This window comes from Cellulosimicrobium cellulans, assembly GCF_042723955.1.
In the GTDB taxonomy this organism is placed as follows: Bacteria; Actinomycetota; Actinomycetes; order Actinomycetales; family Cellulomonadaceae; genus Cellulosimicrobium; species Cellulosimicrobium cellulans_H.
Genome location: NZ_JBHXIC010000034.1, coordinates 12,042 through 28,025, shown reverse-complemented (window position 1 = coordinate 28,025; position 15,984 = coordinate 12,042). Strand labels below are relative to the sequence as shown.

The 15,984-nt window shown below is 74.2% G+C and carries 11 protein-coding genes; 4 read left to right on the top strand and 7 right to left on the bottom strand.

Annotated features, from left to right (window positions below; all coding sequences use genetic code 11):
• Window positions 1–104 precede the first annotated feature (104 nt).
• From ACFWH7_RS11250 to ACFWH7_RS11220, 7 genes are all read right to left on the bottom strand, one after another.
• Window positions 105–1,379: an ABC transporter substrate-binding protein gene (locus ACFWH7_RS11250; protein WP_378216597.1), complete on the bottom strand. Its 1,275-nt coding sequence runs from the start codon at window positions 1,377–1,379 to the stop codon at window positions 105–107.
• 113 nt (window positions 1,380–1,492) lie between these two features.
• Complete coding sequence (locus ACFWH7_RS11245; protein WP_378216596.1) at window positions 1,493–2,878, bottom strand: Gfo/Idh/MocA family protein; 1,386 nt, start codon at window positions 2,876–2,878, stop codon at window positions 1,493–1,495.
• A gap of 381 nt (window positions 2,879–3,259) precedes the next feature.
• A complete protein-coding gene (locus ACFWH7_RS11240; RefSeq protein ID WP_378216595.1) occupies window positions 3,260–5,479 on the bottom strand; it encodes a peptidase C14 in 2,220 nt (739 codons plus the stop codon).
• Window positions 5,480–5,565: 86 nt separating this feature from the next.
• Entirely contained in the window at window positions 5,566–7,830 is a 2,265-nt protein-coding gene (locus tag ACFWH7_RS11235) for a peptidase C14 (RefSeq protein ID WP_378216594.1), read from the bottom strand.
• 625 nt (window positions 7,831–8,455) lie between these two features.
• Window positions 8,456–9,520, bottom strand: coding sequence for a GNAT family N-acetyltransferase (locus ACFWH7_RS11230; protein ID WP_378216593.1), 1,065 nt, complete (start codon window positions 9,518–9,520; stop codon window positions 8,456–8,458).
• A 154-nt stretch (window positions 9,521–9,674) separates the two neighbouring features.
• The gene (locus tag ACFWH7_RS11225) at window positions 9,675–10,424 is read right to left on the bottom strand and encodes an SDR family oxidoreductase (RefSeq protein ID WP_378216592.1); all 750 of its coding nucleotides are present in this window, start codon (window positions 10,422–10,424) and stop codon (window positions 9,675–9,677) included.
• Between the two features lie 111 nt (window positions 10,425–10,535).
• Window positions 10,536–11,222, bottom strand: a complete 687-nt coding sequence (locus ACFWH7_RS11220) for a GntR family transcriptional regulator (RefSeq protein ID WP_141391187.1) — start codon at window positions 11,220–11,222, stop codon at window positions 10,536–10,538.
• A gap of 150 nt (window positions 11,223–11,372) precedes the next feature.
• Here ACFWH7_RS11220 and ACFWH7_RS11215 point away from each other — a divergent pair, with 150 nt between their 5' ends.
• The 4 genes from ACFWH7_RS11215 to ACFWH7_RS11200 are packed head-to-tail and all read left to right on the top strand — an operon-like array spanning window position 11,373 to window position 15,953.
• The gene (locus tag ACFWH7_RS11215) at window positions 11,373–13,013 is read left to right on the top strand and encodes a hypothetical protein (RefSeq protein WP_378216591.1); all 1,641 of its coding nucleotides are present in this window, start codon (window positions 11,373–11,375) and stop codon (window positions 13,011–13,013) included.
• On the top strand, window positions 13,010–13,807 hold the full coding sequence (locus ACFWH7_RS11210) for an SDR family NAD(P)-dependent oxidoreductase (RefSeq protein ID WP_378216590.1): 798 nt from the start codon (window positions 13,010–13,012) through the stop codon (window positions 13,805–13,807). The genes ACFWH7_RS11215 and ACFWH7_RS11210 overlap by 4 nt, the downstream gene beginning before the upstream one ends.
• Entirely contained in the window at window positions 13,804–15,117 is a 1,314-nt protein-coding gene (locus ACFWH7_RS11205; protein ID WP_378216589.1) for an enolase C-terminal domain-like protein, read from the top strand. The genes ACFWH7_RS11210 and ACFWH7_RS11205 overlap by 4 nt, the downstream gene beginning before the upstream one ends.
• Window positions 15,114–15,953, top strand: coding sequence for an SDR family NAD(P)-dependent oxidoreductase (locus tag ACFWH7_RS11200; RefSeq protein ID WP_378216588.1), 840 nt, complete (start codon window positions 15,114–15,116; stop codon window positions 15,951–15,953). Before ACFWH7_RS11205 ends, ACFWH7_RS11200 begins: the two co-directional genes overlap by 4 nt.
• The last annotated feature ends 31 nt before the right edge of the window (window positions 15,954–15,984 follow it).

Below are 15,984 nucleotides of genomic sequence, written 5' to 3'. Positions count from 1 at the left end.
CTCGCTGGGGGGGGCGTCTGAGCTTTTGCTATCTACTACAGACCCTGGGGGGCCCGCGCGGGCGCGGCGTGCGGTGTGCGGCCCCCCCCCCCCCCCCACGTCGGTCAGCCGAGCAGCGGGTCTGCCGCCGCGGCCGCGTCCTTCAGGGCCTGCTCCGGCGTCTTCTCACCGATGAGCGCGGCCTGGATCTCCGGGGCGAGCACGCCCATGACCTCACGGGACTTCTCGTTGACCTCGCCCGCGGTCGTGTACTGGAGCGTGTCCTCGAGCGCCGAGAGCACCGGGTCGTCGGCGTAGAGGCCCGACTCGCTCTCGTACGGTGAGAACCAGCCCGCCGCCTTCGCGTACTCGGTGCTCACCGCGGGGGAGGTCGCGAACGCGGCCCACTTGCCCGCGGCGTCGAGGTTCTCCGCCGTCTTCAGCACGGACAGCGAGCCGACCGTGCCGAACGCGACCGCCTCGGCCTGCTTGAGCGGCGGGAGCACGACGACGTTCTCCTCGCCCCAGAAGCCCGCGACGTCGGCCGGGCCCTGCTGCCAGGTGCACGCGATCTTGCCCTTGGCGGTGTTCGTCTGCTCGAACGCGGGGATGGTCGTCAGCAGGTCCTTCTCGATGTACCCGCCCTCGGCGAGGTCCACCGCGAACTGCAGCGCCTCGACGCCCTCGGGGGAGTCGAACGCGACCGACGAGCCGTCCTCGGAGAAGACGGACCCGCCCGCCTGCCACAGCAGCGGGTAGAAGGACTCGTTGAGCGTCGCGTCGACCGAGCCCCAGTAGTTGGTGACGTCGTAGCCGGCGGCCTGGAACGTCGGCGCGAGCGCCATGAGGTCGTCCCACGTCTCGGGGTAGTTGCCCGCCTCGCCGACGGCCTCGAACGCCGCGGCGTTGCACACGAGCGGCTTGCTGTTCATGATCAGCGGCGAGCCGAGCATCGCGCCGTCGACCGTGACGGCCTTGGACGCGTTCTCGCGCAGGTCGCCTACCTGGTCGGTCACGTAGTTGTCGACCGCGGCCAGCGACTTGCCGTACTTGGGGATCTGGTCCGGGATGAGGTAGACGACGTCGGGGCCTTTGTTGCCCGCGATGGCCGTCGCGAGGGTCTCGTCACGGCCGGCCCACGGGTAGATCTCGACCTTGACGTCGACGTCGGGGTTCTCCTCCTGGAAGGCGGCGATCTGCTCGTCCCAGAAGGCCTTGTGAGCGGCCTCGTCGGCGATGACGGGGTAGGTCCACATGGTCACGGAGCCGGACGCGGCGCCGTCCTCGGGGGTGGGGGTGGAGCTGCCGGCGCCGGCACCGCCGGCGCAGGCGCTCAGCGCGCCGAGCGTGCCGACCGCGAGGGCGGCGGTCCAGAGGCGCTTCGTCGTGCGCAGGGTCATCGACGTGTCTCCTTGGTGAGGTCCCGCCGGGGTGGGCGGGTGGGGGGTGGGGTGGTGCTGTGCGGTGTGGTGCTGTGGAGGTGCGGGGTGGTGCGGTCGTCGCGCCGGACGCGTCAGCGGGCCGGGACGTCGACGACGGTGCGCCGGTGGCGCGACTCCTCGGCCGCGAACACGGCGAGGTGGCTCTGGAGGGACTCGACGGCGCCCGACCGGACGTGGCTCGGGTCGCCCGTGGCGACGGCGCGCACGAACGCGTCCATGACGCCCGAGTCGCCGCCGCCGTGGTCGTCGGCGGCGTTGGTGGCGCCGTGGTGGCCGCCGTCGTGCACGGTGACGCTGCCGTCGCGGAAGTCGGTCACGCGGACCTTCTCCCCGTCGCCGTCGAGGCACCCGTGGGTGCCGAAGATCTGGGTCTTGCGGTGGTCCTGCTCGGAGAACGCGGTCATGGTGAACGTCGCCGCGCCGCCGCCCTCGAGCTCCATGGCCACGACCTGGTGGTCGACGACGTCGTTGTCGGAGTCGTAGACGCAGCGGCCGTAGTCGGTGGTGCGCAGCGCCTCGATCACTCCCGCCTCGTCCGTCGCGTCGGTGATGACGGAGACGGGCCAGATCGGGCCCTTCTCGCGCAGCGTCGTGAGGTACAGGCGCGGCGCCGAGTACGGGCACGTGGGCTCGAGCGGGCAGTCCAGGCAGCGGTCCGCAGCGCCGGCGGGGCGCTCCTCGGGCCGGAAGTGCTTGAGCGAGCCGAAGCTCGCGACCGTCGCGATCCGCTTGCCGGTGACGTAGCGGATCCAGTCGAGGTCGTGGCTCGACTTCGCGAGCAGCATCGGGCTCGACGTCTTCTCCGAGCGCCACGGACCGCGCACGTACGAGTGGGCGTCGTGCCACCATCCGACGGGCTCGAGGTGCTGGACGTTGACGATCTCGCCCAGGACGCCCGAGTCGACGACGGACTTCACGAGGTCGGTGTACGGCATGTACCGCATCACGTGGCACACGCCGAACAGCACGCCCGACGCCTCGACCGCGTCCACGACGTCCCGGCACTCCTCCGGGCTCGGCGCGAGCGGCTTCTCGACGAGGATCGCGTATCCCTGCGGCGCGAGCGCGACGACGGGGTCGCGGTGCTCGCGGTCCTGCGTCGCGACGATGACCATGTCCGCGAGCCGGCCCGTGCCCCCGGCGGCCCGGTCGGCGTCGCCCGCGGCGACGAGGTCCTGCCAGCCGGCGAACTCCGCGACCTGCGGGAGCTCGACTCGCGGTTCGACAGCGAGCGCCGCGCCCGACTCGGCGCCCGATGCGAGGGCGTGGGCCGCGGAGACGCCGGCCTGCGCCGCGACGGCCTGGTCGACGACGAGGCCGCGCTGGTGGGGTCGGGGGTCGGCGACGGCGACGAGACGGGCGCGGTCGGGGTGCTCGGCGATCCAGCGCGCGTACGTCTGACCACGGTTCCCGGCGCCGACGAGGGCGACGGTGACAGGCTGGGGGTTCGGGGTCACGTGTGCGGTCCTTGCTCCGTTGCGATGGTCCTGCGGGGCGGGGGTCTCCCGGCCCTGGCAGGCCTCGTTTGCTATTTGCTATAGCAAGCCTGCCATGCCGATGTTACGCCAGATCGGCGCTCGTGTTAACTCACGCACGACGCGATGCGGAGTTGTGACCTTCGCGCCGCGGCTGCAGGTACCGGCGCGGCGGTCGCCGTGGGTCGGGGCCGGGGGTGGTGAGTGCGGGTCTACCATCCGCGCCGCTCGTTCCTCGCGGCGCTCCCGCCAGGCCCGCCACGACCCGCACTCACCACCCCCGGCCCCTTCGTCGTCTCGCCTCGCGCGGTGCTCACCGTGCCGAGTACCGCCCGGTGGGGAGAGCGGCACGAGGCGGGCTCGTCAGACGACGAGGTTGCCCGTCGTGACGACGCGGTCGCCGTCCTCGGGGAAGGCCGTGCGCGTCACGCCCTGCTCGACGTTGCCGCCGTGCAGGACGTACGAGTCGCCGCCCAGGGCGGACGGCGCGAGCGAGAGGGTGCCGCCCGCGAAGGTCGAGCCCGTGGCGGACCACTTGTTGATACCGGCGTCTAGGTTCACGTGTCCAGTGTCACCCGACGGCGCGGTGCTCCGGACGCCGTCGAGCGCCCAGGTGACCGGCTTGTCCGCCTTCGCCCGCCGCAGGAAGCTGCCGCCGGCAGGCTTCCCCTCGAGCCGGGCTCCGCCGTCGAGCCGGATCGTCTGCTCCGCGGCGCCCGCCGCGACGATCGCGACGTTGCGCACGAGGCCGCCGCGCACCGTGAGGTCGGCGCTCGCCGTGACGGTGCCCTCGCCCTCGGCCGCCTCGAGCGTGCACGCGTCGAGCACGACCTGCCCCTTCCCGGCGAACGACGCGTTCTTCAGCCCGTTGAGGGTCGTGCGGACGAGGTGCACCGGGTTCGTGACGTTCGCCTGGGTGATCGCGGTGTCCGGCAGGACGGCGAAGCGCGACCCCTCGATCACGTTGGGCCGCTTCGACAGCGCCGACGCCTGGGAGACGATCAGCGTGTCGTCGGCCTGGCAGCCGCGGAGCTGCACGCCGTCGGCGTTGACCCACATCATCCCCGAGCCCGCCAGGCCGTCCTTGCGGATCACCTGCACGTCCTCGAGCGTGAGGTCGGTGACCTTGACGCGCGCGACGAACCACGAGCACACGTGCCGCGTCACCGTGATGCGCTTGGCGGCGCCGCCCCAGGCCGCGCCCGAGTTGGCGAACGTCATGAGGCCCGAGTTCCCCACGTAGGTGAGGTCGTGCTCGTACTGGCCGTGCGTGACGAACGGGCCCTGGTCGTCGCCGTCGCCGTGGCAGTTCTCCACGAGCCCGTACGACGACGCGGTCCAGTCGTTGAGGTGCCGCGCGTTGGTCGTGTGGCAGTCGACCACGTGCCCGTAGTTGCAGTAGATCTGCTGCGTCAGGTAGCCCGCACCGCCCCACGTGACCGACGCCGGGTTCGTCAGCGAGCAGCCCGCCGTGCGGAAGAACGTGCTCCACCGGCGCATGACGAGCGGCCAGAACGTCGCGACGCCGTGCACGTTCTCCACGTTGCACCGGACCGCGTACTCGTAGGCGATCGGGTGGGAGCCGGTGTACTGGTCGCCGTCGGGCCGGCCGCGGAACGCGAGGTTGCGCACATGCACCTGCTCGACGGGCTCGATGCGCGTCCAGGTGAGCGTGCGGCCCTTCGCGAGGGACCAGCCCGCCTTGTAGTTGACGCGCACGTGGGTGGCGTCCACGATCTGCGTGATCTGCACCAGGCGCTGGAGCTCGCGCTCCCACCGGCCCGCGAGCGCGTTGACCTCGACCGCGTACCACTGGCCCACCTCGAACTGCGACGAGTCCGCGACCTCGTAGTCGTCGCGCAGCTCCGGCATCGTCGCGGTGAGGGTGTTCGTCCGGACGTCGTCCGTGACCTTGCCGCGGAAGAACAGCACGGCCGCGAACGGGTCGTCCTGCCCGGCGTCCTCGATGCCCTCGGTGGTCATGAGGTGGTTGCCGAAGTCGAGCTCGAGGGTCGAGCGCGTGAACGTGTGACGGCGGGTGAAGTTGAGGGCGGTGTGGGCCTCGACGCGCGTGACGCTGGGGTCGTCCACGAGGGCGTCGAGCGCGTCGTCAGCCGCGTTCTCGGGGCCGAAGAGGCCGAACCAGCGGAAGTCGGCGGTGCCGGTGTGCAGGGTGTGCCAGCGGCCCTTTGCTCTGGCGTCGCTCGGGGCGAGCACGGTGCCGCCGTTCGGGGCCGCGGTGGACTTTGCGTCGTAGCGCACGAGGCGCGCGGCGCCGTCGCCCGGGGTGGCGTGGCCCAGGAGCTGGGCCACCGTGCCGTCGTCGAGCTTCTTCGCCTTCCAGCCCGTGAGCTCGGCGACGGTGGCGGCGACGAGCACCTCGGCGTCGGGCTTGTCGTCCTTCTTCGCCGCGAGCGGAGCGCCGGCCAGGGGCGCCGCGTGCGCGCTGCCGCTGCCGAGGGCGACGGCGCCCGCGGCAAGGGACGCGATGCCGGCGACGCGCAGCAGGTTGCGCCGCGAGGGCGGCAGGGCGGCCTCGCCCGGCGCGGCCGTCGTCGGCTCGGTCGTGGTGTCGAGGGTCATGGGTGTCCTTTCGTCGGCCCGTGCACGACGGCGCGGGTGTCGGTGGGGAGGAAGGTGCGGGTGCCCGGGTGGTAGCCCGGGGCTGGTCACGCGGTGAGGTTCGCGTCGACGAGCACGCCGTCGCCGGACGTCGGGAGCCCGGTGCGGTCGACGCCCATCTCGACGTTGCGCGCGTGGAGCACGCGCACGCCGTCGGGCAGGTCGAGGCGGCCGCCCGTGAACCGCGTCCCGGTCGCGGTGTAGCGGTCGCCTGCCCGGAGCGCGACGTGCTCGGTGGCGTCGGCGGCCCGCAGGTCGGCGCCGCGGAGCGTGACGTCCACGGCACCCGCGCCGCTGCCGCGCGAGACGAGCGCGCCGGCCGTCGTCGTGCCCGACGCGCGCACGCCGTCGAGCACGAGCCGCTGGTCGCGCGCGCCGCTGAGCCGCACGCCCACGCCCCGCCACGACCCGCCCGTGACGGTGACGTCCGCGGAGCCGAGGTCGACCGGGGCGGCGGGCGCGTCGTCCGTTCCACCGACGAGCTCGCAGTCGGTGAACGTCACGGGACCGGCACCGCGCAGGATCGTGCCGTCGACGCCCGTGATCCGGGTGCGGACGAAGTGCACGGCGTTCGTCACCGGCGTCTGGTGCAGCACGGACCCCGCGGGCAGCGCGAACGCGCAGTCCTCGACGACCGTCGGGCGCCGCGACAGCGACGACCGCTGCCCGACGGCGAAGAAGCCGGCCGTGCAGCCGCGCACCTGCGCGCCGTCGGCGTTGATCGTGAGCGTCGCCTGGGGGTCGAACGTCGAGCGTGCGACGACGTGCACGTCCTCGAGCGTGAGGTCCGTGATCTTGGTGCCCGCGACGAACCACGAGCACGTGTGGTGCTTGACCGTGATGCGCTTGGCCGCGGTGCCCCACTGGCCGCCCGAGTTGGCGATGTCCATGAGCCCGCTGTTGCCGACGAACACGAGGTCGTGCTCGTACTGGCCGTGGGTCGTGAAGGGGTTGCCGCCCTGGTCGTCGCCGTCGCCGTGGCAGTTCTCGACGAGGCAGTACGCCGACGCGGTGAGGTCGTTGAGGTGCCGCGCGTTGTGGCTCGTGCAGTCGGAGACCCGGCCGTAGAGGCAGTAGATCTGCTGCGTGAGGTAGCCGGCGCCGCCGTAGAAGACCGTCGGCGGGTTGGCGACCGAGCACCGCTCGGTGACGAAGTGGGTGTTCCAGCGCCGCATGATGACGGGCCACCACGTGCGGTGGCCGTGCACGTCCGAGACGTCGCAACGCACCGCGTACTCGAACGCGACGGGGTGGGAGCCGGTCATCTCGCGGTCGTCGGGCAGCTCGCCGTTCGCCGGGCCGTCGAAGGGCCCGGACCCGTGGAACGTCATCGCGCGCACGTGCACCTGCTCGACGGGCTCGACGCGCGTCCAGGTGAGCACGCGGCCGGCGGGGAGCTCCCAGCCGTTCTTGTAGTCCACGCGCACGTGCGTCGCGTCGAGCACCTGCGTGACCTGGACGAGACGCTGGAGCTCGCGCTCGTCGCCCCCGCCCCCGGGGCGCTCGTCCGAACGCAGCGCCCACCACTGCCCGACCGCGAACGCGCCCGCGTCCGCGACCTCGAAGACGTCCGTGAGGTCGGGAAGCGTCGCGGCGAGGGTGCGCTGCTGCGTCTCGTCCGTCACGCGGCCCTGGAAGAACAGGACCGCCCCGAACGGGTTGTCGTGGGCGTTGCGCTCGATGCCCTCCGTCGTGACCGTGTGCCCGCCGAAGTCGAGCTCGAGGTTCGAGCGCGTGAACGTGTGGCGGCGGGTGAAGTTGAGGGCGGTGTGGGCCTCGATGCGCGTGACGCTGGGGTCGTCCACGAGGGCGTCGAGGGCGTCGTCGGCGGGGGTGTCGGGGTCGAAGAGGCCGAACCAGCGGAAGTCGGCGGTGCCGGTGTGCAGGGTGTGCCAGCGGCCCTTTGCTCTGGCGTCGCTCGGGGCGAGCACGGTGCCGCCGTTCGGGGCCGCGGTGGACTTCGCGTCGTAGCGCACGAGGCGGGTGGCGCCGTCGCCCGGCGTGGCGTGGCCGAGGAGCTGGGCGACCGTGCCGTCGTCGAGCTTCTTCGCCTTCCAGCCCGTGAGCTCGGCGACGGTGGCGGCGACGAGGGCCTCGGCGTCGGGCGTGTCGTTCTTGCCTGTGACGAGCGTTCCGGCGAGGGGTGCCGCGTGGGCGGTGCCGCTGCCGAGGGCGACGGCGCCGGCGGCGAGGGAGGCGATGCCGGCCACGCGCAGCAGGCTGCGCCGCGACGGGGGCGGGGCGTCGACGGCCGGCTCGGGCTGGCCGAGGGTCGGGGACGCGGGGCGGGTCTGGGATCGGGGAGTGGACAACTCGGGCACCCTTCGGGACGTCGGGAGGACGCCGTGCGGGCGGGCGACGCGAAGGCTCCTGCGGCCCGGGGCTGCGGGGTGTTCCGGGGGAGCGGTGCTGCGGGGTCGTGCGGTTCCGGTGCTGGGTCGGGGTCAGCGGGTTCGTGCGCGTCGTTGCGACGGTGAACCGGACCCTCCGGAGACTAGTCAAATGCTATGGCATCGTCAAGAGCGAAGAAATTGACATCAGCGCAGGTCACAAGGCATCGAGTTCTCGATCAGATGCCATAGCAAGCGCGATCGCACGAGGATCTGCGCGCCGGATGCACCGGGGGGAACGCCGGTAGCGCGAGGTAGAACCGTGGTGGCGCGAGGTAGAACCCTGGTCGCGCGAGGTAGAACCGTGGTCGGGTCTCAGGCCCGCGTAGCCGGGTCTGCGGCACCACCACCCACCCCGACCACCCAGGGCGACCAGGCGCCGTCGGGCATGACCTAGGTTCTACTTCGCGTGACCGAGGTTCTACTTCGCGTGACCGAGGTTCTACCTCGCGCGACCACGGTTCTACCTCGGCCAACGAAGGTCTTCCTTCGCGTGACCACGGTTCTAACTCTCGATCACCCGGTGTCTTGCGATCTACCGGTGTGGTCAGAGGTAGTCGCCGGGCCAGTGGAAGCCCGCGCCGACTGCCGAGGCGCTGCGGAGCTGGGCGACGGCGTCGGCCCCCGCGCGCACCGGCCGGAGCATCCCGGTCGTGTCGGTGTCGGTGACGGGTGCGTCGAGCGTCGCCGCGACGAAGCGGTCGGTGAGCGCGTGCCCGGGCAGACGGACCTCCACGACGGGGGAGGTGTGGAGGCGCGCCCGCTGGAGCGTCGTGCGCGCGAGCGCGCCGACGACCTCGGTGGCGTGCTCCGAGGTCGGGTCCACGCCGAGCTCGCGGACCTTCAGGGCGTCCGACCCGGGCTCGAGGACGAGGTAGCCCACGACGTCCCCGCCGGCAGCCCGCGCGGTGAACACCTCGGCGCCGGAGTACCAGAGCGGGATGCGGCGTTCCCAGTGTTCGGCGGTGCGCCAGGTGGCAAGGGGCCGCGGGCCACCGGAAGTGACGTCGAAGGCGCCGTGGAGCCCGGCGAGCTGCTCCCACCCCAGTGCGACGGACCATGCCGGCCATGGGACGCCCGGCAAGCGATCGGTGCGGACCTGCACGGGGGCGTCGCCCTCCGCGCCCGGCGCCGGAGCGCTCGCCGCCAGCGCGTCGTCCACGGGACCGGAGGCTGCAGTGTCCGGGGCGCCGACAGGACGCGGCGCGCCGCGCAGGAGTGGCACGTCGAACGTCTCGAAGCCGCTCGACCGGTAGACGTCGGGGGTGCCGGTGAACAGCAGCGCGACGTCCGCACCGTCTTGCTCCATCTGCTCGACGGCCCGGGAGAGCAGCGCGCGGACGAGGCCCCGGCCACGCGCCTCGGGGGCGGTCGCGACGTTGGCGACGCCGCCGGCCCGGAGCGTGCGGCCGTCAGGCCCGCCGAGCTCGCGCGGCGTCCAGTACACCGATCCCACGATGCGGCCGTCGTCCGGCTCGACGGCGACGTGCGTGCGGTCGAGCCGACCGTCGTCCGTCTCGTAGACCGGCACCATGAGCGGCGCGCCGAAGGCGCGGTCCCACAGCGCGTAGAGCGAGGGGAGGTCGTCGGGCGTGGCGGTGCGCAGGTGCATGGCCGTCCAGGGTCGCGAGCCGGTGTTGACGGGATGCTATAGCAAAAGTAGGGTCGCTGGACGACCGTCGGCGTGCGACGCGACGGACCGTGCGGGCCGGGCTGGGCGCGCACGACACCCCGGGCGGCGGCGTGCCGCCACCCGGGGTGCATCGTCAGGCTGCCTGCGCGGCGAGCCAGTCCTCCAGGCGTGTGTCGAAGATCTGCGCGCCGTCGACGGCCACGAGGGTGCGCTCCTCGATCAGTGCCCCGAAGTACGGCGCGTCGTCCGCCGTCACGACCTCGCGCCCGTCGCCCTGCGCCGCCAGCGTCCGGCGCACCAGGTCGCCGATCGCGAGGACCTCCGGCCCGGCGATCTCGACGTCGCCCACCGGGTCGCCGACGGCGATGCGCGCGACCGCGGTCGCGACGTCCTCCGCGGCGATCGGCTGGATCGACGCCGACGACACCCGCACGGTGTCCCCGTGCGCCGCCGTGCCGATGATCGCGGGCGTGAACTCGAAGAACTGGGTCGCGTGCACGAGCGAGTACGGCACGCCCGACTCGCGGACGACGCGCTCCTGCTCGGCCTTGCCGTGGAAGTACCCGATGCCCTGCGGGCGGTCGGTGCCCACGATGGTGAGCGCGACGTGGTGGCGGACGCCCGCCGCCTTCTCCGCCGCGACGAGGTTCGCGGTCGACGTGGCGAAGTAGTCCCGGACCTCGTCGGGGACGTACGACGGCGCCTGGGTGGTGTCGACGACGACGTCGGCGCCGGCCAGCGCCTCCGTCAGCCCTGCGCCGGTGTACGCGTCGACGCCCGTGCGGCGCGATGCGGCGACGGCGTCGTGCCCGTGCGCGGTGAGCTTCTCGACGACGCGCGAGCCGACGTGCCCGGTGCCGCCGACGACGATGATGCGAGCCATGTGGTGCCTCCCTGAGATCGGTGGATGCGGGTGCATCCTCCTCAGGTCGACCGGGCGTCCCGCCGGGCTGTGACGGCCGGGCGCGACGCGCCACCGGCGGGCGACCTGGGCTCAGGCGCCGACGGCGGGCTCCGCCTCGTCCTCGGTGTGGCTCGCGAGGCGGGCCGCGGCCTCGCCGATGTGCTCGGCCATGACACGCTGCGCCGCCTCCGGGTCGCCGCCCGCGATGGCGTCGACGATGAGCTCGTGGGTGCGGGCGTGCGCGACGCGCGCCTCGGGCTCGAGGGCCGCGTTCGCGGCGCGCAGGAAGCCGGTGATGCGGCTGCGGAGCTGCGCGTTGAGCGTCATGAGCATGCGGTGGTCGGCCATCTCCCAGAGCTGCTCGTGGAAGCGCCGGTCGAGCTCGAAGACGCGCGCGTTGCTGCCCTTCTCCGCGGCCTGGACCATCTGCTGCACGGTCTTGCGCAGCTTCGCCTCCTTCGCCGGGTCCCAGGCGTCCTGGACCCGCACGACGGCGAACTGCTCCAGGAGCGTGCGCAGGCTCGAGATCTCCTCGAGGTCCCGGCTCGTGAGCGCCGCGACGCGCGCGCCGCGGTGGGGGAGCCGCTCGACGAGGCCCTCCTGCGTCAGCCGCGTCAGGGCCTCGCGCACGGGGATGTGGCTCGTGCCGAGGCGTTCGGCGAGCTTGCGCTCGACGAGCCGCTCGCCCGGCGCGAGGTCGCCGCTGAAGATCGCCTCGCGCAGCTCGACCGTGACTCGGTCGGCGACGTTCTGGTCCGGCACGCTCTTGAGCGCCATGGCTTCTCCGTGGTGTCGTGGGTGCGGCGGGCTCGGATCGTCGTCGGTCGGACGCCCCGAAGGATAGCGGCCACGGCGCCGTCCCTGGTCGGGCGTACCGACCGAGCAACATGCTATAGCATCGGCACTCCCGAGCCCAGAGGAGGTGCGATGGTCGCCCTGCACACGCGGGCCCCCGTCCCCGCGTTCGTCGGCCTGGCGGGCGTCGCCGTCCGCGACGTGACGCCCGCCCCGGGTGTCCGGGCGCGCAACTGGGGCCCGGCGGACTGGGACGTGTCCGAGGGTGCGCACCGCGCCATGACGCTCACGGCGGTCGCGCTCGCCGAGGAGCGCCCGTCGGCCGACGGCCACTCCGACCCGCTCGTCCTCGTGACGGTCGACGGCACCTGGTGGCGCCGGGTCGACGACGAGGCGACGCTGCGCACGACCGTCCTCGCCGCGACCGGCCTGCCCGTCGAGCGCCTGCTCGTCTCGCTCTCCCACACCCACGCCGGACCAGTCCTGTGCTCGGGCGACGCCGACCTCCCGGGCGGCGACCGCGGCGTCGCGTACCTGCGGGACCTCGCGCGTGCTGCGGCCGACGCCGCCGTGGAGGCGATCGCGTCGCTCCGGCCCGCGACCCTCGAGTGGACGACCGGGCGCTGCGGCCTCGCGTCCAACCGCGAGGCGCTGCTCGACGGCTGCGCCCGTGGAGACGCAGGGACCGCCGCGGGAAGCACCCCGCGCCCGCTCGTCGGTTTCAACCCCGACGCGGGCACCCCGCGCTCGCCCGGTGCCGACCCCGCGGACGACACGGTCGTCGTCGGGCGCCTCACGGCGCGCCCCGCGCCCGGCGCGGCGGACACGCGGCCCGACGGCGTCCCGCCCGCAGAGGATCCCGTCACCCTCGCGACGATCGTCAACTACGCGTGCCACCCGACGACGCTCGCGTGGCAGAACCGCCTCGTCTCGCCCGACTACGTGGGCGCGATGCGCGACCTCGTCGAGCGCGAGACGGGTGCCCCCGTCGCGTTCCTCCAGGGCGCTTCGGGCGAGCTCGCCCCGCGCGAGCAGTACACGGGCGACACCGCGGTCGCGGACCGCCACGGCACCTCGCTCGGCCACGCCGTGCTCGCGGCGCTCGCCGAGCTCCCGCCGCCGGGCACGGAGCTGGAGCTGACCCACGTCGTCGAGTCCGGCGCGCCGCTCGCGGTCTGGGAGCCCGCGCCGTCGGCGGCGCTTCCCGGGACCGATGCCCGTCCCGACGCCCGCACGCTCGCCGCAGTGGAGGAGCCCGTCACGCTCGACCTGCGCGACCTCCCGACGTGGGACGAGCTCGAGGCCGAGTGGGCCGGCATCGACCCGCGCTCGCGCGAGGAGCGCCTGCGCCGCGCGCGGAACCTGCGCGACGGCTACGTCACCGGCCCGACCGTGCCGCACCCCACGTGGGTATGGCGCGTGGGCGAGGCGCTGCTCGTCGCGCACCCCGGCGAGGCGTACTCGCGCCTCCAGCGCACGGTGCGCGCCCATGCCGGAGCGCGGCCGGTCGTCGTCGCGAACCTCACCAACGGGCCCGGCTTCGTCTACCTGCCGACGCGCGAGGCGTACGACGTCGGCGCCTACCAGGCGTGGCAGTCGCCGCTCACGCCGGGCTCGCTCGAGCGCCTGGAGCGGCACGCGTGTGCCGTCGTCGACGACGTGCTCGTGGGCGCTGCGGCCTGGCCCCCCGGCGTCGCCGCGCCACGACCCGCCGCACCGCCACGCGCCGCGCCCACGTCCCCGACCCGCACCGTCCCCGAGGAGGACCAGTGACCACCCCCGCCCCCGACGCCCCGCGCGTCCCGCTCGCCGTCGTCACCGGGGGAGCAGCCGGCATCGGCCGCGCCGTCGCCGAGCGCCTCGCGACCGACGGGTTCCGCGTCGTGTGCGCGGACGTCGTGCAGCACGACCTCCCCGCGCTCGACCTGGGCGCCGTCCCGGACGCGCCCGGGCTCGTGTGGGCCCCGCTCGACGTCACCGACCACGCCGCCGTGCGCGCCGCGTTCGACGACCTCGCCGTGGCGTTCGGCGGGATCGACGCGCTTGTCAACAACGCCGGCATCCAGCGCCACCGCGCGCTGGAGGACCTCACGTGGGACGAGTGGTCGGCCGTCGTGGACGTCAACCTGCACGGCGTCTTCGCCTGCCTCCAGGCCGCGGGCCGCCACATGCTCGCGGCGGGCCGGGGCGCGGTCGTCAACATCTCGTCCGTCTCGGCTCGCGGCTCCGCCGGCCGGGCTCCGTACTCCACGACCAAGGCCGCCGTCATCGGGCTCACCGCGACCGCGGGCGCCGAGTGGGCCGCGCGCGGCGTGCGGGTCAACGCCGTCGCCCCCGGGTACATCGACACGGGCGTGTTCCGCCAGGGCGTCGCGCAGGGCACGCTCTCGGAGGAGACGATCCTCGCGCGCATCCCCGCGCGCCGCCTCGCGCAGCCGGAGGAGATCGGCAACGCGGTGAGCTGGCTCGTGTCGGACCAGGCCGCGTACATGGTGGGCCAGACCGTCTATGTCGACGGCGGGTTCCTCGTCGACTACGGCGTCCCGCTCGCGAAGAAGCCGGAGTGACCGTGGGGCTCGCCGCGCGCGTCGTCGCCGTCCGCACCGCGACGACGGTCGTCCCGCTGCCCCAGCCGCTGCGCCTCGGCGCGATGACCGTCGAGCGCCGCGAGTACGTGGGCGTCCGCGTCGTCGCCGAGACGGACGACGGCCGGACGGTCGCGGGGGAGTCGTACGCGCTCACGCGCGAGGCGCCCATGGCCGAGCTCGTGGACCGGCTCGTCGCCCCGCACGTGGTGAGCCGCGAGGTCGTCGCGCCCGACGGCGTCGCCGCGCGCGAGAGCGTCGGCGCCGCCTGGGACGCGGCCCTGAGCGGGTCTGCGATCGTCGGCCGCGTGGGCCTCGTGCGGCGCGCGATCGGCCTGGTCGACGTCGCGCTGTGGGACCTCGCCGGCCGGCTCGCCGGGCGTCCCGTGTGGTCCCTGCTCGACGACGGCGCGGACCCCGCCGGGTCGTCGGAGCCGGGTGTCGGCGGCGACAAGCGCGCTCCGTCACGTGCTGTCGCCGGGAGTCCCCGCGACGTCTCGTCCGGGGCGGCGGCCGCTGTGCCACGCCCCGCGATCCTCGTCGCGGCGTACCCGACGCCGGGACGCACCGCGCGCGACGTCGCGGACGAGGTGCTCGCCCACGCGCGCGCCGGGTGGCCGCTGCTGAAGATCTCGCGCTCGCCCGACCGCGCCCTCATGCGCGACCTGCTCGCGGTCCTGCGCGCCGAGCTGCCCGACGTCACCGGCCGCCCGACCGTCGCGGGCCGCAGCGGTGTCGTCGTCGACGTGGGCTTCGGCTGGCGCGACGCCGACGAGGCGCTCGCGGACCTCGACGCGTGGGGCGTCACGGGTGCGGCGGGGGAGAGCGCGCCCGCGCTCGCGTGGCTCGAGGACCCGCTGCTGCCCGAGGACGCGGCCGGCGCGGCGCAGGTCCGCGACGTGTCCGGGCTGCCGCTCTCCGTGGGCGACGAGGTGACCGACCCCGAGGTCTTCGCCCGGCTCGACGCGCGGGGTGCGCTCGACGTGCCGCGCGTCGACGTCGTCGCGATCGGCGGCATCACGCCCGCCGACCCGCTCGTGCGCGCGTGGGCCGCGCGGGGGAAGGTCGTGTCCAGCCACGTGTATCCGGAGGTCAGCGTGCACCTGGGCGGCGCGGCGGGCATCGGCGTCGAGACGTTCGACCGCTCGCCCACGGGCAACCCCTACGACCCCGCGCCGCTGCTCGTGCGCGGCGGTCCCGTTCTCGACGGCGGCCACGCGACCCCGTCCGACGAGCCCGGCCTGGGCTTCACGCTCGACCCCGACCGCTTCGACCTGGAGGCGACCCTGTGACCGGACCGTCGGCTGGACCCGCGAGCGAGCACCGCAGCGTCGTCGTCACCGGCAGCGGCAAGGGCATCGGCCGCGCCGTGGCCGCGCGCCTCACCGCCGACGGGTGGACCGTCGTCGGGCTGGAGCGCACCCTCGGTTCGGGGACGGTCGAGGAGGGGGTGTGCGCCGCCGTCGTGCTGGGCGACTCGCGCGACCGCGAGACCCACCGCCAGGCCGCGCGGGCCGCGCGCGACCTCGCGCCGCTCGCCGGATGGGTCAACAACGCGGGCATCACCGTCCGCACGCCGCTGCACGCGCTCGCGGACCCGGAGCGTGCGGCGCAGGTCGAGCAGGACGCGCGCGACGTCGTCGAGATCAACGGCCTCGGCTACCTCTGGGGCTGCGCCGCCGCCGTCGAGGCGTTCACGGACCAGGTGAGCGGCGGGTCGATCGTCAACATCGGCTCGATCCACGGCCGCGCGGCGTTCGCCGATCATGCCGCCTACGAGCTGACCAAGGGCGGCATCGACGCGCTCGCGCGGTCCGTCGCCGTGACCTACGGGCGGTACGGCATCCGCGCCAACACCGTCGCCCCGGGCGGGGTGCGCACCCCGCACCTCGACGCGCAGATCGCGCGCGCCGCCGACCCCGCCGCCGAGGAGCGCGCCCTCGCCGAGGGCCCGCCGCTCGGCCGCATCGCCGAGTCCGCGGAGATCGCCGCCCTCGTCGCGTTCCTGCTCTCCGACGAGGCGGGCTACGTCTCCGGCCAGTCGATCGCGGCCGACGGCGCCTGGACCGCGTCCTTCGGCGACCCGCCCCACGACCCCGACCTCGACGCGCGGTACGGCCTCACCTGAGTCTTGTCGCATCGGCCGCGCCACGGACCTG